The 24,054-nt window shown below is 35.4% G+C and carries 23 protein-coding genes; 12 read left to right on the top strand and 11 right to left on the bottom strand.

Features of this window, described 5'->3' with window-relative positions; genetic code table 11:
• Positions 1-61: 61 nt before the first annotated feature.
• The 7 genes from infA (at position 62) to rplQ (ending at position 3,818) form a co-directional block, all read left to right on the top strand.
• Positions 62-280, top strand: a complete 219-nt coding sequence (gene infA / locus AC07XU_RS01570) for a translation initiation factor IF-1 (protein ID WP_010599888.1) — start codon at positions 62-64, stop codon at positions 278-280.
• 1 nt (position 281) lies between these two features.
• Complete coding sequence (gene rpmJ / locus AC07XU_RS01565) at positions 282-398, top strand: 50S ribosomal protein L36 (protein WP_010599887.1); 117 nt, start codon at positions 282-284, stop codon at positions 396-398.
• A gap of 71 nt (positions 399-469) precedes the next feature.
• Positions 470-847, top strand: a complete 378-nt coding sequence (gene rpsM / locus AC07XU_RS01560; protein WP_494941868.1) for a 30S ribosomal protein S13 — start codon at positions 470-472, stop codon at positions 845-847.
• A 132-nt stretch (positions 848-979) separates the two neighbouring features.
• Positions 980-1,369: a 30S ribosomal protein S11 gene (gene rpsK / locus AC07XU_RS01555; RefSeq protein WP_494941867.1), complete on the top strand. Its 390-nt coding sequence runs from the start codon at positions 980-982 to the stop codon at positions 1,367-1,369.
• A 70-nt stretch (positions 1,370-1,439) separates the two neighbouring features.
• Positions 1,440-2,048: a 30S ribosomal protein S4 gene (gene rpsD / locus AC07XU_RS01550; protein WP_494941866.1), complete on the top strand. Its 609-nt coding sequence runs from the start codon at positions 1,440-1,442 to the stop codon at positions 2,046-2,048.
• Positions 2,049-2,127: 79 nt separating this feature from the next.
• The gene (locus AC07XU_RS01545; protein ID WP_090992908.1) at positions 2,128-3,120 is read left to right on the top strand and encodes a DNA-directed RNA polymerase subunit alpha; all 993 of its coding nucleotides are present in this window, start codon (positions 2,128-2,130) and stop codon (positions 3,118-3,120) included.
• A 134-nt stretch (positions 3,121-3,254) separates the two neighbouring features.
• Positions 3,255-3,818 (top strand): 50S ribosomal protein L17, encoded by a 564-nt coding sequence (gene rplQ / locus AC07XU_RS01540; RefSeq protein WP_494941865.1) that lies wholly within the window; start codon positions 3,255-3,257, stop codon positions 3,816-3,818.
• Between the two features lie 82 nt (positions 3,819-3,900).
• On the opposite strand, the gene AC07XU_RS01535 is transcribed toward rplQ, so the two are convergent.
• Together AC07XU_RS01535 and AC07XU_RS01530 are read right to left on the bottom strand one after the other, a co-directional pair.
• Positions 3,901-4,524, bottom strand: coding sequence for a gluconate 2-dehydrogenase subunit 3 family protein (locus AC07XU_RS01535; RefSeq protein WP_494941864.1), 624 nt, complete (start codon positions 4,522-4,524; stop codon positions 3,901-3,903).
• Between the two features lie 2 nt (positions 4,525-4,526).
• Complete coding sequence (locus tag AC07XU_RS01530; RefSeq protein ID WP_494941863.1) at positions 4,527-6,263, bottom strand: GMC family oxidoreductase; 1,737 nt, start codon at positions 6,261-6,263, stop codon at positions 4,527-4,529.
• A 117-nt stretch (positions 6,264-6,380) separates the two neighbouring features.
• Here AC07XU_RS01530 and AC07XU_RS01525 point away from each other — a divergent pair, with 117 nt between their 5' ends.
• Positions 6,381-7,583, top strand: coding sequence for a class I SAM-dependent methyltransferase (locus AC07XU_RS01525; RefSeq protein WP_494941862.1), 1,203 nt, complete (start codon positions 6,381-6,383; stop codon positions 7,581-7,583).
• A gap of 471 nt (positions 7,584-8,054) precedes the next feature.
• Complete coding sequence (dnaK, locus tag AC07XU_RS01520) at positions 8,055-9,956, top strand: molecular chaperone DnaK (RefSeq protein WP_494941861.1); 1,902 nt, start codon at positions 8,055-8,057, stop codon at positions 9,954-9,956.
• 413 nt (positions 9,957-10,369) lie between these two features.
• Here the strand turns inward: dnaK and AC07XU_RS01515 are convergent, their stop codons facing one another.
• The 8 genes from AC07XU_RS01515 to AC07XU_RS01480 form a co-directional block, all read right to left on the bottom strand.
• Complete coding sequence (locus AC07XU_RS01515) at positions 10,370-11,269, bottom strand: nucleotidyltransferase family protein (protein ID WP_494941860.1); 900 nt, start codon at positions 11,267-11,269, stop codon at positions 10,370-10,372.
• Positions 11,270-11,314: 45 nt separating this feature from the next.
• Positions 11,315-12,886, bottom strand: a complete 1,572-nt coding sequence (locus AC07XU_RS01510; protein WP_494941859.1) for a helicase HerA-like domain-containing protein — start codon at positions 12,884-12,886, stop codon at positions 11,315-11,317.
• Between the two features lie 74 nt (positions 12,887-12,960).
• On the bottom strand, positions 12,961-14,013 hold the full coding sequence (locus AC07XU_RS01505; RefSeq protein ID WP_494941858.1) for a cytochrome-c peroxidase: 1,053 nt from the start codon (positions 14,011-14,013) through the stop codon (positions 12,961-12,963).
• A gap of 78 nt (positions 14,014-14,091) precedes the next feature.
• The gene (locus AC07XU_RS01500; protein ID WP_494941857.1) at positions 14,092-14,715 is read right to left on the bottom strand and encodes a CatA-like O-acetyltransferase; all 624 of its coding nucleotides are present in this window, start codon (positions 14,713-14,715) and stop codon (positions 14,092-14,094) included.
• Entirely contained in the window at positions 14,712-15,404 is a 693-nt protein-coding gene (locus AC07XU_RS01495; protein WP_494941856.1) for an HAD family hydrolase, read from the bottom strand. Before AC07XU_RS01495 ends, AC07XU_RS01500 begins: the two co-directional genes overlap by 4 nt.
• 354 nt (positions 15,405-15,758) lie before the next feature.
• Positions 15,759-16,898: a M42 family metallopeptidase gene (locus AC07XU_RS01490; protein ID WP_494941855.1), complete on the bottom strand. Its 1,140-nt coding sequence runs from the start codon at positions 16,896-16,898 to the stop codon at positions 15,759-15,761.
• A 67-nt stretch (positions 16,899-16,965) separates the two neighbouring features.
• Positions 16,966-17,394 (bottom strand): GNAT family N-acetyltransferase, encoded by a 429-nt coding sequence (locus AC07XU_RS01485; RefSeq protein WP_494941854.1) that lies wholly within the window; start codon positions 17,392-17,394, stop codon positions 16,966-16,968.
• Between the two features lie 99 nt (positions 17,395-17,493).
• Positions 17,494-19,035: an acyl-CoA carboxylase subunit beta gene (locus AC07XU_RS01480; RefSeq protein ID WP_494941853.1), complete on the bottom strand. Its 1,542-nt coding sequence runs from the start codon at positions 19,033-19,035 to the stop codon at positions 17,494-17,496.
• Positions 19,036-19,255: 220 nt separating this feature from the next.
• Here AC07XU_RS01480 and AC07XU_RS01475 point away from each other — a divergent pair, with 220 nt between their 5' ends.
• The 3 genes from AC07XU_RS01475 (at position 19,256) to AC07XU_RS01465 (ending at position 21,951) form a co-directional block, all read left to right on the top strand.
• Complete coding sequence (locus tag AC07XU_RS01475) at positions 19,256-19,594, top strand: hypothetical protein (RefSeq protein ID WP_494941852.1); 339 nt, start codon at positions 19,256-19,258, stop codon at positions 19,592-19,594.
• 86 nt (positions 19,595-19,680) lie between these two features.
• Positions 19,681-21,285, top strand: coding sequence for a SulP family inorganic anion transporter (locus tag AC07XU_RS01470; protein ID WP_494941851.1), 1,605 nt, complete (start codon positions 19,681-19,683; stop codon positions 21,283-21,285).
• Between the two features lie 6 nt (positions 21,286-21,291).
• Complete coding sequence (locus AC07XU_RS01465; RefSeq protein ID WP_494941850.1) at positions 21,292-21,951, top strand: carbonic anhydrase; 660 nt, start codon at positions 21,292-21,294, stop codon at positions 21,949-21,951.
• Between the two features lie 415 nt (positions 21,952-22,366).
• On the opposite strand, the gene pruA is transcribed toward AC07XU_RS01465, so the two are convergent.
• Positions 22,367-23,998 carry an L-glutamate gamma-semialdehyde dehydrogenase gene (pruA, locus tag AC07XU_RS01460; protein WP_494941849.1) on the bottom strand — a complete coding sequence of 544 codons (1,632 nt, stop codon included), beginning with the start codon at positions 23,996-23,998 and terminating at the stop codon, positions 22,367-22,369.
• Positions 23,999-24,054: the final 56 nt, after the last annotated feature.

Here is a 24,054-nt window from a genome sequence, read left to right as displayed (position 1 = left end):
ATTTTTATTTAATTTTGCAACCCTGTTTAATAGCAGCTAATTAAGTAAAAATCAGTATAATATGGCTAAACAAGCCTCGATTGAACAAGACGGAGTAATAAGGGAAGCATTATCTAATGCGATGTTTCGAGTTGAACTTGAAAATGGACATGAGATTATTGCTCATATTTCAGGTAAGATGAGGATGCATTACATCAAAATTCTTCCTGGTGACAAAGTAAAATTAGAGATGTCTCCTTATGATTTAACAAAAGGTCGCATCACTTATAGATATAAATAAAATGAAAGTTAGATCGTCAATTAAAAAACGTAGCGCAGATTGTAAGATTATTCGCCGTAAAGGGAAACTTTACGTGATTAACAAGAAAAATCCTAAATACAAGCAACGTCAGGGGTAATTAGAAAAAATTGTAATGTACCGCACAACGGTGGCCCGCCGTTCGGAATTACTTAAAAAGATAGAATAAATATGGCAAGGATTTCAGGTATTGATTTACCAAGAAACAAAAGAGGTGAGATCGGACTAACTTATATCTACGGTATAGGTAAAGCAACTGCACAACGTATTTTAAATACTGCAGGTATCGATGTTAACAAAAAAGTACAGGATTGGTCTGATGATGAGTTATCAGCAATTCGTACCATGATTAATGATGAGGTTAAAGTAGAAGGTGCTTTACGCTCTGAAGTTCAATTGAACATTAAACGTTTAATGGATATTGGTTGTTACCGTGGTTTACGTCACAGAAAAGGTTTACCTGTTCGTGGTCAACGTACTAAAAACAACTCTCGTACTCGTAAAGGAAAGAGAAAAACAGTTGCTAACAAGAAAAAAGCTACTAAATAATAATTGATAACTGTGTAGTGAGCAATTCGTGATTACTACATGGTTGGAATAAAAAGATAAAAATTAGGTACTGAGTGCCGGGGTAGAGCAAGTCTCAAATCTCATTTCTCATATCTCAAATCTAAAAGAAAAATGGCTAAAACTAAAAAAGTTACCAAAAAACGTATTGTTGTTATCGAGCCTGTAGGTCAAGCTCACATTAACGCTACGTTCAACAATATTATCGTTACTTTAACAAATAACAACGGTCAGACTATTTCATGGTCATCAGCAGGTAAAATGGGATTTAAAGGTTCTAAAAAGAACACTCCATATGCTGCTGGTCAAGCTGCAGCTGATTGTGGTAAAGTGGCTTTCGATTTAGGTTTACGTAAAGTTGAAGTATTTGTTAAAGGTCCAGGTTCAGGCCGTGAGTCTGCAATCAGAACTTTGCAAGTAGCAGGTATTGAAGTAACATCTATTAAAGATATTACTCCGCTTCCTCACAACGGATGTCGTCCTCCTAAGAAAAGAAGAGTTTAATTAATTATTTTTTAAAGCTAAGAGTCTCCCGATTAAAGTTGGGAAGATACTTTAAAATCAAAAACAACAAATGGCAAGATATACCGGACCAAAGTCCAAAATCGCCCGTAAGTTCAGAGAACCAATTTTTGGTCCTGACAAAGTATTAGACAGAAAAAATTATCCTCCAGGCCAACATGGCGCTTCTAAAAGAAGAGGTAAACAATCTGAATACGCAGTTCAGTTAATGGAAAAACAAAAAGTAAAATATACTTATGGTGTATTAGAAAAACAATTCCGTAACTTATTTACAAAAGCTTCTTCTCGTGAAGGTATCACTGGTGATAACTTATTGCAATTATTAGAAGCTCGTTTAGACAATACTGTTTATAGATTAGGTATTGCTCCAACTCGTTCGGGTGCACGTCAATTGGTTAGCCACAAACATGTAACTGTAAACGGTGAAGTAGTAAATATTCCATCATATCAATTAAGAGCTGGTGATGTTGTTGCTGTACGTGACAAATCTAAATCTCTTGAGGCAATCACAAATTCAGTAGCAGGAAGAATGATCAATAAATTTAATTGGTTAGATTGGAACGCTAGTGAGTTATCAGGTAAGTTTTTAGCTTATCCTCAACGTGATGAGATCCCAGAAAACATTAAAGAGAACCTTATAGTAGAGTTATACTCTAAGTAATCATTAGATTAGTTAAAGCCCTCAAGGCTTTAACTTTTTTACGTTACACATTATTAATAACGAACTAAAAACATTATAAATGGCAATTTTAGCATTTCAGAAACCAGATAAGGTAATCATGCAGAAATCAACAGATTTCGATGGTCAATTTGAATTTCGTCCTTTAGAACCCGGTTTCGGTGTAACAATTGGCAATGCCCTAAGAAGAATTTTATTATCTTCATTAGAAGGTTTCGCAATTACAAGTATTCGTTTTTCTGGCGTTTCTCATGAGTTTTCTACCATGAAAGGTGTTGTAGAAGATTTAACTGAAATTATCTTAAATTTAAAACAAGTTCGTTTTAAAAAAGTAGGTGATTCTGGAGATTCAGAAAAAGTTTTCATCATTGTTAATGGTCAAGACCAATTTTTAGCTGGTGATATTACTAAATTCTCAAACAATTTCGAGGTTTTAAACCCTGATTTCGTAATCTGTAACATGGAAAAATCTGTTACTTTAGAGGTAGAATTAACTATCAATAAAGGACGTGGTTATGTGCCTGCAGAAGAGAATAAAATTACTGATACTGTTGTTGGTGTAATCGCAATCGATTCGATTTTTACCCCAATGAAAAATGTAAAATATACGATTGAAAACTATCGTGTTGAGCAAAAAACAGATTATGAGAAATTAATTTTAGATATTTCTACTGATGGATCTATCCACCCAGAAGAAGCTTTGAAAGAGGCGGCTAAGATTTTAATCCAACACTTTATGTTATTCTCTGATGAGAATTTAGTGTTAGAATCTCAAGCTAAAGAAGAAACTAAAGAAGTTGATGAGGAAATTTTACATATGCGTAAAATCCTTAAAACTGAATTAGTTGATTTAGATTTATCTGTACGTGCATTAAACTGCTTAAAAGCAGCTGATATCCGTACTTTAGCTGATCTAGTTTCTTACGATGTTGCTGATATGTTAAAATTCAGAAACTTCGGTAAAAAATCATTAACTGAAATTCAAGAATTGGTAAAATCTAAACAATTATCGTTTGGAATGAACCTTTCTAAATTTAAGTTAGACGAAGAGTAAAAAGTTTTCAGTTTTGAGTTTTCAGTTGTGAAATTGTGCTCAAGGCTTGGAATATAATATTAATTAAATATTCACTGTGTATAATTCCCTCAGATTAAGTTCAAAGAGACGGTATACACTTTACAAAACAAACAATGAGACACGGTAAAAAAAATAACCATTTAGGCAGAACAACTTCGCACAGAAAAGCGATGTTAGCTAACATGGCTTCTTCATTAATTAAGCACAAGAGAATTTCAACTACATTAGCTAAAGCGAAAGTTTTACGTGGTTATGTTGAGCCTTTAATTACAAAATCTAAAACTGATACTACACACTCTCGTCGTATCGTTTTCTCTTACTTACAAGATAAAGAAGTTGTAACTGAATTGTTCCGCGATGTAGCAGCTAAAGTTGCTAACCGTCCAGGTGGTTATACTCGTATCATCAAATTAAACAATCGTTTGGGTGATAATGCAGAGATGGCTTTAATCGAACTAGTTGATTACAACGAAGTTTATGGAAAAGATACAGCTGCTGAAGAAAAGAAAACTACGCGTAGAGGTAGAAGCAAAACTAAAAAAGCTGATGCTCCTGCTGATAAAGCTCCAAAAGCTGAAGGTGCTGTAGTTGAAGAAACAGAAGTTGTAGAAGAAACTCCAGCAACTGAGGAAGCTAAACCAGAAGCTAGCGCTGAAGAAGAAGCTCCAAAAGCATAAACCCCTAAATCTCCGCCCAGGCGGAGACTTAAATAAAAACCGCTAAGATTTATTTCTTAGCGGTTTTTTTTATGTTTATTGTTTAAACCTTTACACCTTCCAAGCCATACTGTTTCAATACATCGGATGGCACACCATCCCATTGATTAGGCGTATTACCAACATATCCAATATCTTTAACACCTATTTCTGTAGTGTAAAAACCAGAGGCTGTTAAATCTCTCATTCTATTGAAAAATGCAACACCTGCAGACATTCCTGGCTTTGCTTTATTTGGATAGGCAATTTCATCGATGATACTAATTTGCTGCTGAGCAGATGCTTCAATAAAGGGTTTTTCAAATATATTGAAACATTGAATGTCTAACCATTTTAAACCACCTCTCAATGGCGTCTGATGATAGGGCATGTCTTTTACAATAAACTCGATGAACTCTGGTACTTTTGCATCCGTAGCACTGCCAGATACATTATCTTTTGGAATGATGATATCTACCAAAACAGTTATTGTTGCCATTTCGTGTTTGGTAAAAAAGGTTTCGCTTTTTAGTTTTTCATCTCTTTCTGTTTCCCAAGGTTCTCTTCCTGCTTGTGGCTCAACTGTGGCTATAGTTTCTTTTTTTACATCAGAATTGCAAGCTCCAACTAATACGGTGGTACTTAATGCGGTTAAGCCTAAAGCTTTTAATGAATCTCTTCTATTCATAATTATAAGTTTTGTCTTTTCTTTTCAGCTAAAATGTATTCTGCAGTGCGCATAGACAAAGCTAAAATTGTCCATGTTGCATTTTTATCTCCTTGTTGTACAAATGGACCAGCATCTACCACAAATAAATTTTTGCAGTCATGAGCCTGGCAATATTTGTTTAAAGCTGATTTTTTTGGATCATCACCCATGCGAATTGTACCAACTTCATGTATAATTTTTCCAGGAGCTTCTAAACCATAATTTGTTTCTGGTCCATGAATTTTTGAAGTAACCACGCCGCCCATTTCTTTCATAATCGATAAAAAAGTTTCTTGCATGTGTTTAGCCTGCAAAATTTCTTCTTTGGCCCATTTGTAGTGAAATCTTAAAACAGGAATACCAAATTTATCAACCACATTAGGATCAATTTCGCAATAATTGTCTTCCCTTGCAATTGCGGTACCACGGCCGGCCATACCAACTCCCGTTCCATAAAAGCGGCGATAATCTTCTTTTAATGAAGCACCATAACCGCCAGCTTCTTTCATTTCGCCATTTTTATCTGGCACCATTCCATTCATTGATGCTACGCCACCACCAAATCCGTATGAAGGCATGCCCATACCACCACCATATTCAATGTGGTAACCGCGAGGAAAATCTAATTTTCTATTGTCTAGCCACCAAGGAGAATAGATATGAATACTACCTAAACCATCTTCATTGTAACGCTTTCTATCCATTAACTGAGGTAGAAAACCATACACCCCAGCGCCAGTAGAGTCATGCAAATATTTACCTACAACGCCACTATTGTTTGCAAGCCCGTTGGGATGTTGAGATGATTTTGAGTTCAGTAAAATTCTTGCAGATTCGCAGGCGCTAGCTCCTAGAATAACCAATTTTCCAGTAACTTGATATTCTTGTAAATCTTTTCTGTTTACATAAGACACACCTTTTGCCGTACCATCTTTATCGGTAATCACCTCTCTAACCATAGCATCAGTAATTACGGTTAAATTACCAGTGCTTTGTGCAGGCATCACTAAGCAAGAAGATGCAGAAAAGTCTCCATAAACTTTACAACCTCTACCACATTGTCCGCAATAAAAACAAGGAGCTCGATCATTATTGCCTTTTATAGCCTCGGTCATTACAGCGCCTCTACCAGTAATTACTTTAACGCCAGCTTTTTCTGCACCTTTTTTGATAAAGAGTTCATTTAAACGCGGCTTTGGAGGTTTCATAAAAATACCATCAGGTTCATTTTTGATGCCTTCAACTGTACCATAAATACCAATCATCCTATCAACCTTATCATAAAAAGGCTTAACATCATCATAAATAATTGGCCAATCATCAGTAAGTCCATCGGTCGGTTTAAAGTCTTCAGGGCCCATTCTGAGTGAAATTCTGCCCCAGTGATTTGTTCTTCCACCGAGCATTCGAGATCTAAACCACTCAAATTCGGTTTTGTCTTTTTTAGTATAAGGTTCGCCATCTAATTGCCAACCTCCGTAAGAGGCATCAAAATCTCCAAAAGGTCTGGTTGTACCAGCACCACGCCTAGGAGATTCCCATGGCCACTTCATTTGGTGTGAATCTATTCTAGGATCAAAGTTTTGTCCCGCTTCAAGCATTAAAACTTTTTGGCCTGCATGTGCCAAAACATAGGCTGCCATTCCGCCACCTGCTCCAGAGCCAACTACGATGGCATCATAAACTGTAGATGATTTTTTTATTTGAAAATCGCTCATTATAAATGGTTAGATATTTAACGATATCCTAAATTAAAGTTTAATTTTGTGAAAGTGAAACTTAAAGGGGCTATTTTTTTATTGTATCCTAAATGTTAACTAAATCGATTTAGACATATGGTAAACGCAGAATTTATTAGTGAATTTAATAGTGTTTTAAGTGAAAGTATTGCAGCTTCTACAATGGTTAAATTATCATTAGGAAACTACAATGGCAATGAAAAAGAGCTTAAAAATATTTACATCAAAAAGGTAAAAATTAAAAGAGCTGATATGCTTTCTTTTAATTACAGATATAAAACAAGAGACATTTTTAAAAATCATCCAATTGAAGAAGGGTTAAAATTAATTGGAAATTTATTAAGTAATGATTTTAGGATTGGGACTCTATTTACCACTGATGAAGAAATTATCATTGAGCACGACAAAAAAAGTGCAATTAAACTAAGAAGGAGAGCATTAGGAAAAAAGCTAGAGGTTAGCCTAGCTCATAACAAAGAGAAGAAACGGATTATTAAGCCAAGTAATAATCCATACTTGCATGCCTTAAAAATTACTGATGCTGAGGGCAATGTTTTTAAAAATGCACAAGATAAATACAAACAGATTAATCAGTACATAGAAATTTTAAGCTCGCTTATAAAAGAGTTGCCCGAAGGAATCATAAAAAATGTTGTAGATATGGGCTCTGGTAAGGGATATTTAACTTTTGCACTATATGATTATCTGCATCAACAATTGAATTTGAAAGCTAAGGTTACTGGGGTTGAGTTTCGGGAAGATCTAGTGACTTTATGTAATGACATTGCAAAGCAATCTAATTTCGAACATCTTCATTTTGTAGAAGGAACAATACAAGATTACAAAATAGATGAAATTAATTTGTTAATTGCTTTACATGCTTGTGATACCGCAACCGACGACGCCATATTTAAAGGGATAAAAGCTGGTGCAGAATTAATTGTTGTAGCACCTTGTTGCCACAAGCAAATTAGAAGGGAAATAGAAAAGCATAAGGTGAAAAATGATGTTTCTTTTTTAACTAAATATGGGATTTTTTTAGAGCGCCAAGCAGAAATGGTTACTGACGGCATAAGAGCTTTGATTTTAGAGTATTTCGGTTATAAAACCAAAGTATTCGAATTTATTTCTGATGCACATACACCGAAAAATGTTTTGGTGGTGGGAGTGAAACCCGTAAATCCCCTAAAGGGAACTTCTAAAGTGAAGTGTAAAGATGAGATTTTGCAAAAGATAAAAGATACTAAGGCTTATTTTGGCATTGATTACCATCATTTGGAGAGATTGTTGGGTTTGTAATGCGGCTAAAGCCATTATGCTTTGCCTCGAACCCATTGGCTTAAGCCAACGGCAATGAAATATAAGTTCAAAAATGTTTTAGAGTTTAAACATTGCCGTCGGTTTTAACCGACGGTTTTTATGATTTAGGCATTGGCTTTAGCCACATTTTGAATTATAGCACAAACTTTTGTTCTATAAACCCGACTTAGCGGAAATACTTTTTTGAAAACTTATAAGGTTTGTAAAACCTTATAAGTTTGATATAAAAAGATTGTAGCGAGGGCGGGACTGATGTAACCGATGCTCATCTGCAATTGCTTTTCAAATACTTGTCACAATTCTCTTAATTCTGCCAACGTGTCAGCAGTATTTCTAGGTATTTTTTACATTTTAACAGTCTTTTGAACTATATTTCTGCCAAAACTCAATTGGCACATTGCTTGTTATTATGCTTGTAAACATTAAAATTTACAAGAAATACAAAATAAAATGGGAAAAATAATTGGTATAGACTTAGGAACAACAAACTCTTGCGTTTCTGTAATGGAAGGTAACGAACCTGTAGTTATAGCCAACAGTGAGGGTAAACGTACAACGCCATCTATTGTTGCTTTTGCAGAAAACGGCGAGCGTAAAGTGGGTGAACCTGCTAAACGTCAGGCGATAACGAACCCTACAAAAACAATTTATTCTATTAAACGCTTTATGGGTTCTAGCTTTGCTGAGGTTTCGAAAGAAGTTGGTAGAGTACCTTATAATGTTGTAAAAGGTGATAATAACACTCCTCGTGTTGAGATTGACGATCGTAAATATACTCCACAAGAGATATCGGCGATGATTTTGCAGAAAATGAAAAAAACTGCTGAAGATTTCTTGGGTCAAGAAGTTACTGAAGCGGTTATTACTGTACCTGCATACTTTAACGATGCGCAACGCCAAGCAACTAAAGAGGCTGGTGAAATTGCTGGTTTAACGGTTAAACGTATTATTAACGAGCCAACTGCAGCTGCTTTAGCTTATGGTTTAGACAAAACAAACAAAGACATGAAAATTGTTGTGTTTGATTGCGGTGGTGGTACACATGATGTTTCTGTGTTAGAGTTAGGTGACGGCGTTTTCGAAGTTAAATCTACTGATGGTGATACACACTTAGGTGGTGACGATTTTGACCACATTATTATCGATTGGTTAGCTGCTGAATTTAAGAACGAAAACGGAATGGATTTAAGTCAAGATCCGATGGCGTTACAACGTTTAAAAGAAGCTGCTGAGAAAGCAAAAATTGAATTATCTAGCACAACTTCTACAGAAATTAACTTACCATACATTACTGCTGATGCTAGTGGGCCTAAACACTTAGTGCGTACTTTAAGTCGTGCTAAATTTGAGCAATTAGCTGGCGATTTAATTAAACGTACCATTGAGCCTTGTAAATCTGCATTAAAGAATGCTGGTTTAAAAGTTGGTGATATCGATGAAATTATCTTAGTTGGTGGTTCAACTCGTATTCCAGCAATTCAGGATGCGGTTAAAGCTTTCTTTGGTAAAGAGCCAAGTAAAGGTGTAAACCCTGATGAGGTTGTGGCAATTGGTGCTGCTATTCAAGGTGGTGTTTTAACTGGTGAGGTTAAAGATGTATTGTTATTAGATGTTACTCCACTTTCTTTAGGTATTGAAACTATGGGTGGTGTAATGACGAAATTGATTGAAGCTAACACTACAATTCCATCTAAAAAAGCAGAAACTTTCTCTACAGCTGCTGATAATCAACCTTCGGTAGAAATCCATATTTTACAAGGTGAGCGCCCAATGGCTGCTCAAAACCGTACAATTGGTCGTTTCATGTTAGATGGTATTCCTCCAGCGCCACGTGGTGTGCCTCAAATTGAAGTATCTTTTGATATTGATGCGAATGGTATTTTACACGTAAGTGCTAAAGATAAAGCTACTGGTAAAGAGCAAAAAATCCGCATCGAGGCATCTTCTGGTTTAACTGATGAAGAGATCAAAAAAATGAAAGAAGAAGCTGAAGCTAACGCAGAGGCAGATGCTAAACAAAAGGAAGAAGCTGATAAAATTAACGGTGCTGATGCCTTAATTTTCTCTACAGAAAAACAGTTAAAAGAATTTGGTGATAAATTATCTGATGATAAAAAGGCGCCAATTGAAGCTGGATTAGAGAAATTAAAAGCAGCTCATTTGTCTCGTAACTTTGCAGATATTGATGCAGCTCAAGAAGAATTGCAAAATGCATGGAACGTAGCTTCTGAAGAAATGTACAAAGCTGGTGAGCAACCACAAGGTGAAGCTACACAAGCTGATGCACAACAAGGTGGCGATACTGTTACTGATGTTGAGTTTGAAGAAGTGAAAGACGACGACAAGAAATAGTTTTTTGTCCGAAAGTCTGGAGACCGAAAGTCCGAAGATTTATCATAGAAAAAGCGTTACTGATAAATTTCAGTGACGCTTTTTTAGTTTTGCTAGAAATGGATTAATTTTTAATCCTATAAAAAAATGCGCTTATATATACCTTATATGATTAAAGTTTTGAAAACGAATGTCAGTATTTTTTGGCAAATTCAGCCCCGCCATTCGCTACAATTCCCGATGAAAAATCGGGATATTTCCGCTTTTGTCGGGTTTAAATAACAAAACAAAAAGCTTTTGGGTTAGTTTTTAATTCAAGCGTTATAAAAATGAGGATTTAACTTTATGAAGCTATTGGAAACAAGAAGGTTCGAATGTTTAAATCCGAACCTTCCTTATTTAATAATTAAAATTAATTATCGTTTCTAGAAGCTTTAATCCCAAAGTTTTTCTGGATAAGCACCATCTGTTACCAATTGATCAATACTTGCTTGTACAAAAGGTTTATCTTCTTTATAAGTAACACCAAACCATTGGTTAGATGTTGGTACAACTTTAAATGTTGCAGCGTTTGTTTTCACTAAATTTTCTCCAATTAAAGGAATAAAGAATTCTGCTTTTGGCTTGTCTTTGTTAGCCATTGCAAATTCTCTAAATAAATCTTCAGTAATTTTAAAAACAGCAGGTGTAAAACCCCAGAAATTCATAGAAACAGGCGTTTCGAAATCTAAAGGATATTTTTTATCGTCTTCTTCATAAACGATAGCTTCGCCATCTTTATAAACCTTGGTGCGCTCTACAATTTCGCTTAAGTTGCCAGCCTCATCAACTTTACAAACACCGCGAGAAACTGCTCCAAAATCTGATAAGGTTTTGCCTATTTGGTAACCGATAATTGAATAATTACTATCAGTAGCTTCATCAGTTAAAAAATCTACCATTTTTTTATAAGCATCATAGCCATAAAAATCATCTGCATTTATTACACAAAATGGTTCTTTTACTACATTTCTACCAGCTAAAATTGCATGTGCTGTACCCCAAGGTTTTTCTCTGTAGATTTCTTCTTCAATACCAAATTGTTTCAAATCGAAATTTTGAAAAACATAGTCAACCTCTATTTTACCTTTTAACTTAGGATCGAAGATGCTTTTAAAGTTTTCTACAAATTCTTCTTTTATGATGAAAACAACTTTGCCAAATCCGGCTTTAATTGCATCATATATTGAGTAATCGATAATGGTTTCGCCATTTGGGCCAAATCCATCAATTTGTTTCATGCTTCCGTAACGGCTTGCCATACCAGCAGCCAAAATAAGTAAAGTAGGCTTCATTAATATTATAGTTTATTAAAGGAGTGATTGGTACAAATGTAAGTTTTAAAAACCAAAAAAACCACCGCTTTTAGCTCTTGGTTTTTTACCAGTTAACATGCCAAATAAACCTCTAACAATTTCTCGTCCAATTTGTCTGGTAATGGTAGCTCCCATCACTTTCTCAACAATACTTTTTTCTCCAGGTTTAGGCTTGCTTTCTATTTCAACTCTTTTTTGTTCCTCAATAATGGCTTTAGCTTCATTTTCTTCTGCCATTTTTTGATTAATCTTATCCGTTAACATTTCAAACGCACTAATTGGGTCAATTGTTTTTTGATATTTGGCAAATAAAGGACTAGTCTGCATTAATTTTTCGCAATCTATAGCAGCCATTTGGCCCATAACTGCTTTTGGCGGAGTTAACATTGTAGCAGCTACCTCTGTTGGTATTCCTTTTTCATTAAGCACTGTAACTAATGCCTGACCTGTTCCCAATGCGGTTAACAATTTATCAATTTCGTAAAAATCTGATTTCGGATAAGTATTCACAGTCTTTTTTAAAGCATCAACATCATTTGGTGTAAACGCTCTCAGCGCATGTTGTACTCTATTACCTAATTGGGCTAAAACAGTTTCGGGAATATCCATTGGCGATTGTGTACAGAAGAAAACGCCAATTCCTTTTGATCTAATTAACCTAATGATAGTGTTAACCTGTTCCAAAAATGCTTTTGGGGCATCGTTAAATAAGAGATGAGCTTCGTCAAAAAAGAAAACTAGTTTTGGTTTATCCAAATCACCAGCTTCTGGCATAGCTTGATAAATTTCTGCCAAAAGACTTAATAGAAATGTAGAGTATAGTACCGGTTGGTTTTGTACATCCGCAATGTTTAAGAGAGAAATTACCCCTTTTCCATCCACACGACTAAACAAATCTTCAATATCAAAAGAAGTTTCGCCAAACATGCCACCCAAACCTTGTTGCTCAATTGCTACAATTTTACGCAGTATTGTGCTGGAGGTTGCTGAAGAGATTGAACCATAACTGCTTTTAATCTCTGCCGCTCCAGCTCCTTCAGATAAATAACCTAATATCTTTTTAAGATCATTTAAATCTACAATCGGCATTTTATTGTCGTCAGCATATTTAAAAATTACCGCTAAAACACCAGTTTGGGTATCGTTAAGTTCTAAAATTTTGGCTAACAAAACTGGGCCAAACTCTGTTACCGTAGCACGCATTTGTGCGCCAAGTTTGCCACTTAGCGAATACAATTCAATAGGAAATGCAGTTGGAGTAAAAGGTTTATTTAACTGTTTAGCTCTATCTTCAATTTTAGGATTACTCGTGCCAGCTTGATTTAAGCCAGAAAGATCACCTTTCACATCAAGCATAAATACTGGTACGCCTGCATCGGAAAGTTGTTCGGCTAACAATTGTAACGTTCTGGTTTTACCAGTTCCTGTAGCCCCAGCAATTAATCCGTGGCGGTTCATCATACGTAGCGGCAAATTTACCTCTGCCTCAGCTAACACTTCGCCATCCAAAATACCTGCGCCTAAATATATTGATGCACCTAAAGGAGCATAAGATGTTTTAATTTTTTCTGTAAATAAAGCCTTTTTATCACTCATAGTTTTAGTGTTTTCGGCATTAAATTAAGAAAGAAATATGGTAAAAAGGAAATAGATAATAAATTCTGCTCTCTTTATTTTATGAAGGGATTGGAAAATTTCGTTTCAGTTAAAATTGTATTATCCGTTAATGTATTTAAAAATGCAATTATATTTTGCACATCTTGTGGTGCAACAGCATGTTGAGCTATGGGCGCAGTGTTAGTGCTAGGCGCACCTGAAGTTAACATTGCTTGTACATTTTCTACACTGCCGTTGTGAAATAGTTTGATGCGGTTACTAATATTTCTTAATGTGCCAGATTTAAATCTACGTTGGCCATTGATTCCAGTATCATTAGCATCATTTAAACCAAAACCTTGTACAGGATTACTAGTTATAAACATTGGTGGTGCATGACAGCCTGCGCAAGTAACATTGCCAGCATTTAAAAATAACTGCTCTCCTTGTGCCTCAGCAGCGGTAAAATCATCAACCCCTTGTTTAACTCTGTCGTATTTAGATTGATAACTAACTATACTTCTGCTAAATTGAGCTAATGCTTTAGCAATTTTTACAGAGTCAATAGCGGTGCTACCAAATGCCTTTTGAAAAAGTGTAGAATAATAATCTAAAGCTTTAACTTTGCTTTCAAGTTCTGTTAAAGTTAAATTCATTTCTACGTGATTTTGTATAGGTTGCAATACTTGTTTTTCTAAAGTTGCTGATCTTTCATCCCAAAACATTTTGCCGTTTTTGTAAAAACGTAAGTTTAAAATGGCCATAGAATTTCTTGTAGTTAGGCCATTGTCAAAACCTTTGCTTAAGGCTACATTATCGTCAAAAGAAAATTGTTGTTGATGACAGCTAGCACAGCTAACCGTATTGTTTTTGCTTAAATGCTTATCGTAAAAAAGAACTCTTCCCAAAGTTGCTCCATCATTTGTAATTGCGTTATCTGAAGGAGTATTGTCGTTTGTAACTAAGGCAGCTTGAATATGTGCCGGAAAATTGATCAGATAGTTATAAGAAGTAGCAGGCAAAATTGGTGTTTCAGAAAGCTCAACAACAGTTTCGGTTTTTTTACTGCAATATTGAAATAAGACAGATGCACCTAAAAGCGCAGCAATAACAAAAAGTTTTTTCATACAAGTAAATTTATCTTTAGACGTATGAACTTTTTAAATCCTTCGTGAGGTTTTACTTCTTATGCTGTAATTTTTATTTTAAGCATTCATTCTTTTCTGAAACTCATCTACAAACAAACCCACATGATAGCCATCTGCCAAAGCATGATTAACATGAACCGAAATTGGCATAGATTTTTTACCATTATCATCGGTCATTTTGCCAAATGAAAACTTTGGGCAGCTATCTTTAAATGAAAAACTGCGAGCATGTGAGAGTGATTTAAATTTTAAAAATGGCATTGCGGAAATGTGAATGACGTTAGCATTGTTTCCTTTTAGGTTAAGGCCTATTGCATTTCTAACACTTTCTATTTCAATTTTGGCAGCAACTTCAAACTCCTTAAATTCTTTAAAATAATTGATGTATGAAAAGCCAAATGAGTTATCAGCTCTATTGATCACTGCCGAAGCATTTACTTGATCATAAAGATAGATTTGACTTTCTTCAATTCTGAGCTTAAAGTTTTCTATAGCATTTGCAGCCGCTAAAGATTGGTGTAGGTAATACAAGAAAAAGCCAATGCCTTCTTTTTTGCATTTGTGGTAAGCTATTGTACAATCTACATCTACCGTCACACCAAAAAAAGGTTCATCAAACTGATTAAAAAAGTTAAAATGATCTTTTCTGCTCCAATTTTCTAAATCAAATAGCTTTTTCATTTTTTAAGGAAAGTTAAAATCTCTGTAATTGTTTCTGCCGATTTAAAATTATCATGCTCTACATTGTGCTCAACAACCTCATGAGCCCAAGTGGTATGAAACGGAACATGTATGGCATTGCCGCCAATTGCCAAAACTGGTAGCACATCAGACTTTAAGGAGTTGCCAATCATTAAAAAATTTTCTGGCTTGCAATCTAAATGTTTTAACAATTTGAGATAATCTCTTTCATGTTTTTCGCTCATAATTTCTATATGATGAAAATAATTCTCTAAACCAGATTTTTGCAATTTTCGTTCTTGATCTAACAAATCGCCTTTGGTGGCTACTAATAAACGATATTCATCTTTTAAAGCGGTTAGAACTTGTTCAACTCCTTCTAATAATTCGATGGGTTTATTGAGCTGTTCTTTACCAAAATCGATGGCTTTTGCAATCATTTCTAAACTTGCCGTGCCTTGGGTTACTTCTAAAATGGTTTCAATCATCGAAAGCATAAAACCTTTAATACCATAACCATAAAGAGGTAAATTTGCAATTTCGGTTTTAAATAAAGCATTTGCAGTACTATGCAATGGGAGATAATCTTCTAGCAGGGCACAAAATTTATCTTCAGCTTCGCGAAAATAGGGCTCGTTTACCCATAGCGTATCGTCGGCATCAAATGCGATGACTTTGATGTTGGTCATTTTAGGTTGATTTTATTTTAGTAAAAATAGGATTTTAACCTGAAGGATGAAATTAGTTATTGGTAAGAGACACATTAGGAAATGAAAGTGATTGATTTTAAAATCTTAAGTTTAGGCATCCAATTCTTTATTTCTTGCATTATCTTAAGTTTTATAAACCCAACATTCGTGAATGCCGTTTTTCACGGCAGCAACATTGGCGGGGCTGAATTTGTATTGTTGCAGTGTTTTTGCTTTTCAAAAAAATTTGATGAATGAGATTTCCACGTCGTTCCTCCTCGCAATGACGACTTTTTTAAAGCAAAAAGGTCGAAGGAAAACCCTCAACCTTTTTCCTTTAAACCTTCTCTTTTTTTAAGAAAACTCTCTAAAATCGTGATCTGCTTTAATGTTTAATAAACTCTGATAAATTAAACTAATTACATTGTCAACATCTTCTATATGAACCATTTCTACCGTGGTGTGCATGTAGCGTAAAGGCAATGAAATTAATGCCGATGGCACACCGCCATTTGAGTAGGCAAAAGCATCGGTATCTGTACCTGTAGAACGAGACGATGCCTGGCGTTGGAACGGGATATTATTTTTCTCAGCGGTTTTAATTAATAACTTATTTAAGTTGGTTTGTACTGCTGGTGCATAAGAAACTACAGGGCCTTTTCCGCAAGATAAATCGCCTTGGGTAATTTTATTGATCATAGGCGTAGTGGTGTCATGCGTTACGTCTGTAATGATGGCTACGTTAGGTTTAATGCGTTGCGCAATCATTTCGGCTCCGCGTAAACCAATTTCTTCTTGTACTGAGTTAACAATGTACAAACCGAATGGTAGTTTTTGCTTGTTTTCTTTTAATAAACGAGCAACTTCGGCGATCATAAAACCACCAACACGGTTGTCTAAAGCTCTACCAACATAGTAGCGATCGTTTAAAATCATAAACTCATCTTCATAAGTAATTACACAACCCACGTGGATGCCTAATTTTTCCACTTCTTCTTTGCTTGTGCAACCACAATCTAAAAAGATATTTTTTAACTCTGGCGCTTGTTCTTTATCGCCATGGCGAGTGTGAATAGCTGGCCAGCCGAAAACTGCTTTAACCAAACCTTTTTCGGTATGGATATTTACGCGTTTTGATGGAGCAATTTGATGATCTGAACCGCCGTTGCGAATTACGTAAATTAAACCATCACTTGTAATGTAATTTACATACCAAGAGATTTCATCGGCATGCGCCTCAATTACCACTTTAAAAGCAGCTTTTGGATTAATTACACCAACTGCAGTGCCATAATTATCAATAAATTGCTCGTCGATATATGGTTTTAAATAATCTAACCATAATTTCTGTCCTTCCCACTCGTAACCAGTAGGAGCAGGGTTGTTGATGTATTTTTCAAGAAATTGAACCGATTTTTTGGTTACAACTGCAGTATGTTTTTTCTTGTTTTCCTGCGTTTTGGACAGGTTAGCTTCTTCTTTCTTCTTTGCCATAATTTTTTATTTAGTATCGTCATCCTGAACTTGTTTCAGGATCATTTATACAGATGCAGAAATAAATTCAGCATGACGTAATCTTTAAAATTTCTAATTCCATTATTACAAAATCAATACCGCTTGATGAATAGGTTTGATCTGTTTCGGTAAAGCCAAATTTAGCATAAAATTCTTTGGCATTTACCCTTGCATTGCACCACAATTTCGTCAATTTTTGCACTTTGCAAAAGTCAATTAAATAGTTGAGCAATTGAGTTCCTAAACCTTGATGTTGGGCTTCGGGTAAAATTGCCATTTTTCTAAACTGGCCTACATCATCACCTTGTGTAAAAAGAGAAACTACGCCAGTTAGCTCATAGTTCTCATAAATGCCAAAATGGATGCCATCAAAATCGTCTTCCAATTTTACATATTCATAAGGCTGATCAGGGTACATCGCTAAATGCCTGATACGCCATGTTAATGCTGGAAATATTTGTTCTACAACTGCCATTTTAAAAAGGTAAAGTTTAAGAGGTAAAATGGAAAATTTAGGTTATTGTGAAATTAACAGCTTATTAATTCATTCCTTTTACATTTTCCATCTTCCATTTTAAAGTGGGATGTTACCGTGTTTTTTACGAGGATTATTAACCACTTTATTCTCTAACATTTTAAATGCCTTAATTAATTTACTGCGAGTTTGAGATGGCTCGATAACTTCATCTACAAAACCACGTTCGGCAGCACGATAAGGATTAGCAAAAATATCTGAATATAATTTTTCTTTCTCTAACCATTTTTCTTGGGGGTTTTCTGCCGATGAGATTTCTTTCTTAAAGATAATTTCTGCAGCTCCTTTGGCACCCATAACCGCAATTTCTGCAGTTGGCCAAGCGTAGTTCATATCAGCGCCAATATGTTTGCTATTCATTACATCATATGCTCCGCCATAAGCTTTACGTGTAATTACTGTAATTCTTGGTACGGTTGCCTCGCTAAAAGCATACAATAATTTTGCACCATTGGTGATAATTCCATTCCATTCTTGGTCGGTGCCCGGTAAAAACCCTGGCACATCTTCCAATACTAAGAGCGGAATGTTAAAACAATCGCAAAAGCGAACAAAACGAGCAGCTTTTGTAGATGAATTGCTATCTAACACACCAGCTAAGTAAGCAGGTTGATTGGCAATAATTCCAATGCTTCTTCCTGCTAAGCGAGCAAAACCCACTACAATGTTTTCTGCAAAGTCTTTGTGTACTTCAAAAAAGCTCTCAGTGTCTGCAATTTCTGTAATTACATCACGTATATCATAAGGTTGACTAGCAATTTCAGGTAAAAGTGTATCTAAACTTAAACGAGTTTCATCTCCACTTTCATAAGGTAGGTTAGCAGGAGTTTCTTCGCAATTTTGTGGTACGTAGCTTAATAATTTTTTAAGGTAATTGATAGCCTCAATTTCGTTTGCACAAGCAAAATGAGTTACACCAGATTTGGTAGCATGTGTAGTTGCACCACCTAATTCTTCAGAACTTACTTCTTCATGCGTAACTGTTTTAACCACATTTGGTCCGGTAACAAACATGTATGAAGTATTTTCGACCATTAAAATGAAATCTGTTATAGCAGGTGAGTAAACAGCGCCGCCAGCACAAGGACCCATTATTGCCGAAAGTTGCGGTATTACTCCAGAAGCTTGTACATTTCGATAAAATATATCAGCATAACCGCCTAAAGAAACAACACCTTCTTGAATACGAGCGCCGCCACTATCATTTAAGCCAATTAAAGGTGCGCCATTTTTCATTGCCATATCCATAATTTTACAGATTTTTTCGGCATGAGTTTCAGATAATGATCCACCAAAAACAGTAAAATCTTGTGAAAAAACATAGGTTAAACGACCATTGATAGTGCCATAACCAGTAACCACTCCATCTCCTAAATATTTTTCTCGCTCCATACCAAAATCGGTACTTCGGTGGGTAACTAACATTCCAATTTCTTCAAAACTACCTTCATCCATTAAAAAATGAATACGTTCTCTAGCAGTAAGTTTACCTTTTTTATGCTGGCTCTCTATTCGAGCTTCCCCACCACCTAATTTAGCCTGTTCTACTTTATGTTTTAAGCTATTAATCTTGTTTTTCATCTTCAAAAGTGAATTTTTTTAAAAGTAATCAATACCATTGATTTTACAAATTGGAAGCTATAGTATGTTTAAAAAACGAAAATTCTAATGTGGTTTTAATCTGCTCATTTAGAGCATATTTGTAAAATTCTACTTTTATATTGCATTTTTATTACTAATATCTTTTATATTTCAGCGTTTAAAAGCTATTTTTAGAACATTGAACTACGGAAAATTAAATATGTTGCTAAGAAAATACCGTTTATTGATTGCAATTGCCTTTATGGGTGTATTCGCTACAAAAATGGTTATTTCTGGAGCGCCAGTAATTTTTACCCATCTCGATAAAAGCTTAATGAACGCTGTTATTATGCAGCTAGAAGTAGAAAACAATGGCGATGATACACAAAAAACAAGCTTAAAGTTTGTAGAGTATAAGCAGCTGTTTCCTCGTTTCGATTTATCTTATGTTCCGCTTGAAATAGATTACGGTGTAACCAATAGTTTCATAGAACATTCTCGGAGATACGTAGATCCCTATCATCCATCAGTACCCACACCGCCACCAAACTTTTCTTAGTTCATCTCGCTTCGCCTTTTTATGTATAATAATTTTATGCAGGGCGATTTAGGTTTTAAGATTTTATAGGTTATTAGGTAATTGTTATGGGAAATGAAAATTCGAACTCAACTCAGTTCGGTTTTAAAAAATATTTATTAAAAAAGAATTTAAAGAAAGACATACCTGCTAGTATTGTAGTGTTTTTAGTGGCATTACCTTTATGTTTAGGTATTGCTTTAGCATCTGGAGCACCACTATTTGCAGGTTTAATTGCAGGTGTGGTTGGCGGTATAGTTGTAGCATCTATTAGTGGCTCGCAACTTAGCGTTAGTGGGCCAGCTGCCGGTTTAACCGTTATTGTACTTAATTCGATAACAGAATTAGGTGGTTTTCAAATTTTTTTAGTCGCGGTTATTGTAGCTGGTGTAATGCAAGTTATTTTGGGTATTATAAAAGCAGGTACCATTGGTAACTATTTTCCTTCAAGTGTAATAGAAGGGATGTTGGCGGCAATTGGTTTAACATTAATTTTAAAACAATTGCCACATGCTTTAGGTGTAGATACTGATTTTTTTGGCGATGAAGGTTTCTTTCAGCAAGATCACGAAAACACATTTTCGGCAATTGGGGCTGCAGTAAATCACTTAAGCGTTGCTGCATTAACAATAAGCGTTTTGTCTATTGCTGTTTTAATTATCTGGCCAAAATTTAGAAAATTAAGCGTAGTGCCAGCACCGTTAATTGTTGTTATAATAGGGGTTTTTGGTGCACTCTTATTTAACGGCGGTGCTGAAGCATTGCGTACTGATCAATTAGTAGCTATTCCGGTTGTAAGTAGTCCATCTGAGTTTTTTGGACTTTTTAAACTGCCAGATTTTAGCGCATTGGCTAATCCTAAAGTATACATGGTAGCCGTAACCATTGCGGTTGTAGCCAGTTTAGAAACGTTGTTAAGTATCGAAGCAGTTGATAAAATTGACCCGATTAAACGTGTGTCGCCAACTAATAGAGAGCTTATTGCTCAAGGAACTGGTAATATAGTTAGTGGTATGCTAGGTGGTTTACCAATGACATCGGTAATTGTACGTAGTTCTGCAAATGTTAACTCTGGTGGTAGAACAAAAATGTCAGCTATTTTTCATGGTACATTGCTATTGTTATCGGTATTGTTCATTCCGAAAATTATCAATTTAATACCTTATGCCTGTTTAGCAGCCATATTATTGGTAACTGGTTATAAATTAACTCGTATAGCTTTGTTTAAACACATGTACCATAAAGGTTGGGACCAATTTGTGCCTTTTGTAGTTACCATTATTGCTGTGTTGCTAACAGATTTATTAAAAGGTGTTGGTATAGGTATGGCAGTTTCAATTTTCTACTTGTTGCGTACAAATATGCGTAATCCGTTTTTTTACCGTGTACAAGAAGAGGGCAATAAAAAGAACATTAGAATTAAATTGGCTGAAGAAGTATCATTTTTAAACAAAGCTAGTATACAAGTATTGCTAACCAACATACCCAAAGAAACCAATGTAATTATCGACGGGTCTAACTCAAGATACATAGATCCGGATGTATTGGAAACCATTTTTAATTATAAACACAATGCCTTTACCAAAGGTATTATTGTAACTTTAGAAAACATAAAAAGCCATTATGTTGTGCCAAAGTTAAATGCAAAAATTGCAGAAGAAATTAACAAGTAAAAAATTATGTGCGCAAAAACAATAGAAACTCAAGATATATCATACGCTTCTTTATTACAAGGTAATTTAGATTGGGTAGATGATATGAATTCAACAGATCCAGAATATTTTAATAAATTATCTGAAGGGCAAAACCCACCAGTTTTATGGATAGGTTGCTCTGATAGCCGTGTACCGGCAAACCAAATTACTAACACCATGCCTGGTGATATTTTTGTACACAGAAATATTGCCAATGTAGTTGTACATACAGATATGAATATGCTGAGTGTGTTAGATTATTCGGTAAATGTGTTAAAAGTAAAACACGTTATAGTGTGTGGTCATTATGGCTGCGGGGGTGTAAATGCTGCTTTGGGCAATAAACAGGTTGGTATTATCGATAATTGGTTAAGAAACATTCGCGATGTTTATCGCATGCACGAGCGTGAAATGGCAACTATTAAAGACCCAGAGCAAAAATCTAACCGATTGGTAGAGCTAAACGCCATAGAAGGTGCTGCAAATGTTATGAATACCTCAATTGTACAAAATGCTTGGGCAAACGGACAAGAACTTTCTATACATGCGTGGGTTTATAGTTTAAAAACAGGAATTATTAAAGACTTAAAAGTAAGTAGCCATGGCTTAGAAGATGTTTCTCCCGCTTTTAAAGTAAGTATTTAGATTATACTCAATTCATATAAATCCCAAGCTTAGGTTTGGGATTTTTTTTTGAAAACGAATGTCAGTTTTTTATAGGTGCTGTTGCCCCACTTTTCGCTTTACTCTCCGCCGAGGCGGCTCATGCTCGCTACAATTGGGTTTATATCACAACGTTTGGTGTTTCAAATAGCAAAACGCATAAAAAAGTGGCTGTATCAGAATTAAAAATTCAAAAATTTAAAAAGAATTAAATTTGCTAGTTTCGTCATGCTCAGCTTGACTGGGCATCGTAATGCGCTTGATGGTGGGATGATAATTACCCTCTTATAGCATTACGATTCCCGTTTTCACGGGAATGACGACCGCACAAAATATTATTCTGCCTTTCTATCTTTAAAATCAATTCTGATACAGCCTCTTAATATTTTTAGCAAAATTATTCAGCTAAAAAAGGATAACGGTAATCTTTTGGCGGATCAAATGTTTCTTTAATGGTACGAGGAGAAACCCAACGTAATAAATTAATCATCGAACCTGCTTTATCGTTTGTACCACTACCTCTTGCGCCACCAAATGGCTGCTGACCAACAACTGCTCCAGTACATTTATCATTAATGTAAAAGTTACCAGCTGCATTGCGTAATTTGTGTGTAGCTTTTTCTAAAGCATATCTATCTTGGCCAATTACTGCACCAGTTAATGCATAAATCGAAGTGCTATCAATAATGTCTAAAGTTTGATCAAAATCTTCATCATCATACACAAAAATAGTTAACACAGGGCCAAATAATTCTTCGCACATGGTGGTGTATTTAGGATCATCAACCACTAAAACTGTAGGCTCAATAAAATAGCCTTTGCTGTTATCGTAATTTCCACCTGCAATAATTTCTACACCTTTATCTTTTTTGGCAGCATCAATGTATTTTGCTAAGCTGTTAAAAGATTTTTCATCAATAACGGCATTAATAAAGTTGCTAAAGTCTTCTGTTCCGCCCATTTTAAATGTAGCCAAATCACGAAGCATTAGTTTTTTAATTTCTGGCCAAACGCTTTTTGCAATATATACTCTACTTGCAGCAGAACATTTTTGACCTTGATATTCGAAAGCACCACGAATAATTGCTGTGCTAGAAACCTCTGGGTTTGCAGAACCGTGTATTAATATAAAATCTTTACCGCCAGTTTCACCTACAATACGCGGGTAGGTTTTGTATTTATGAATATTATTGCCAATCGTTTTCCAGATATCCTGAAATACACCAGTTGAACCTGTAAAGTGGATCCCTGCAAAATCTGGGTGAGAGAAAATTACATCACCAGCATCTGGTCCAGATACATAAACCAAATTTATAACACCATCAGGTAATCCCGCTTCGCGAAAAATTTGCATTAATACATTGGCAGCATAAATTTGTGTGTTTGCTGGTTTCCAAACAACAACATTACCCATCATAGCAGCCGATGTTGGCAAATTACCAGCAATAGCAGTAAAGTTAAACGGAGTTAATGCAAAAACAAAACCTTCTAACGGACGTTGCTCAACTCTGTTCCAGCTACCTCTTGGAGAAACTGGCGGTTGTTGTTTGTAAATTTCTGTCATGTAACTTACGTTAAAACGCAAGAAATCTATCAATTCACATGCGGCATCTATTTCTGCTTGGTAAGCATTTTTACTTTGCCCAAGCATAGTTGCAGCGTTCAATTTATAACGGTAAGGACCCGCAATTAAATCTGCAGCTTTTAAGAAAATTGCTGCTCTGTGTTCCCATGCTAAATTTTCCCAATCGGCTTTTGCAGCTAAGGCAGCATCAATAGCCATTGTAACATGGTTTTTATTCCCTTTGCTGTAATTGGCTAATAAATGTTGATGATCATGTGGAGGAGTAACTTTTCCTTTATCTTCGGTAAAAACTTCTTCGCCACCAATATACATTGGAATATCAATCACTTTAGAGCGACCATCAGCCAATGCTTCTTTTAATAATTCTCGTTCTTTGCTGCCTGGTGCGTAACCTAAAATAGTTTCGTTAACAGGTGCTGGTACGTTAAAAAATCCTTTAAGCATAAATTAAATTCTTGTTTGCACAAATATAAGTTTTTAATTTATGGGCACAGTAAATT

The organism is Pedobacter sp. GW456-11-11-14-TSB4 (assembly GCF_059424425.1).
This window is presented reverse-complemented; position numbering and strand designations above follow the sequence as displayed.

Coding starts and splice junctions, on each gene's coding strand:
- AC07XU_RS01500 (WP_494941857.1), bottom strand. CDS start 14,715: ATGAAAAAGCTATTTGATTTAGAAAATTGGAGCAGAAAAGATCATTTT.
- AC07XU_RS01545 (WP_090992908.1), top strand. CDS start 2,128: ATGGCAATTTTAGCATTTCAGAAACCAGATAAGGTAATCATGCAGAAA.
- dnaK (WP_494941861.1), top strand. CDS start 8,055: ATGGGAAAAATAATTGGTATAGACTTAGGAACAACAAACTCTTGCGTT.
- AC07XU_RS01535 (WP_494941864.1), bottom strand. CDS start 4,524: ATGAATAGAAGAGATTCATTAAAAGCTTTAGGCTTAACCGCATTAAGT.
- AC07XU_RS01465 (WP_494941850.1), top strand. CDS start 21,292: ATGTGCGCAAAAACAATAGAAACTCAAGATATATCATACGCTTCTTTA.
- AC07XU_RS01505 (WP_494941858.1), bottom strand. CDS start 14,013: ATGAAAAAACTTTTTGTTATTGCTGCGCTTTTAGGTGCATCTGTCTTA.
- infA (WP_010599888.1), top strand. CDS start 62: ATGGCTAAACAAGCCTCGATTGAACAAGACGGAGTAATAAGGGAAGCA.
- AC07XU_RS01470 (WP_494941851.1), top strand. CDS start 19,681: ATGGGAAATGAAAATTCGAACTCAACTCAGTTCGGTTTTAAAAAATAT.
- AC07XU_RS01490 (WP_494941855.1), bottom strand. CDS start 16,898: ATGGCAAAGAAGAAAGAAGAAGCTAACCTGTCCAAAACGCAGGAAAAC.
- rpsD (WP_494941866.1), top strand. CDS start 1,440: ATGGCAAGATATACCGGACCAAAGTCCAAAATCGCCCGTAAGTTCAGA.
- rplQ (WP_494941865.1), top strand. CDS start 3,255: ATGAGACACGGTAAAAAAAATAACCATTTAGGCAGAACAACTTCGCAC.
- AC07XU_RS01510 (WP_494941859.1), bottom strand. CDS start 12,886: ATGAGTGATAAAAAGGCTTTATTTACAGAAAAAATTAAAACATCTTAT.
- AC07XU_RS01475 (WP_494941852.1), top strand. CDS start 19,256: ATGTTGCTAAGAAAATACCGTTTATTGATTGCAATTGCCTTTATGGGT.
- AC07XU_RS01530 (WP_494941863.1), bottom strand. CDS start 6,263: ATGAGCGATTTTCAAATAAAAAAATCATCTACAGTTTATGATGCCATC.
- AC07XU_RS01515 (WP_494941860.1), bottom strand. CDS start 11,269: ATGAAGCCTACTTTACTTATTTTGGCTGCTGGTATGGCAAGCCGTTAC.
- rpsM (WP_494941868.1), top strand. CDS start 470: ATGGCAAGGATTTCAGGTATTGATTTACCAAGAAACAAAAGAGGTGAG.
- rpmJ (WP_010599887.1), top strand. CDS start 282: ATGAAAGTTAGATCGTCAATTAAAAAACGTAGCGCAGATTGTAAGATT.
- AC07XU_RS01480 (WP_494941853.1), bottom strand. CDS start 19,035: ATGAAAAACAAGATTAATAGCTTAAAACATAAAGTAGAACAGGCTAAA.
- rpsK (WP_494941867.1), top strand. CDS start 980: ATGGCTAAAACTAAAAAAGTTACCAAAAAACGTATTGTTGTTATCGAG.
- AC07XU_RS01485 (WP_494941854.1), bottom strand. CDS start 17,394: ATGGCAGTTGTAGAACAAATATTTCCAGCATTAACATGGCGTATCAGG.
- AC07XU_RS01525 (WP_494941862.1), top strand. CDS start 6,381: ATGGTAAACGCAGAATTTATTAGTGAATTTAATAGTGTTTTAAGTGAA.
- pruA (WP_494941849.1), bottom strand. CDS start 23,998: ATGCTTAAAGGATTTTTTAACGTACCAGCACCTGTTAACGAAACTATT.
- AC07XU_RS01495 (WP_494941856.1), bottom strand. CDS start 15,404: ATGACCAACATCAAAGTCATCGCATTTGATGCCGACGATACGCTATGG.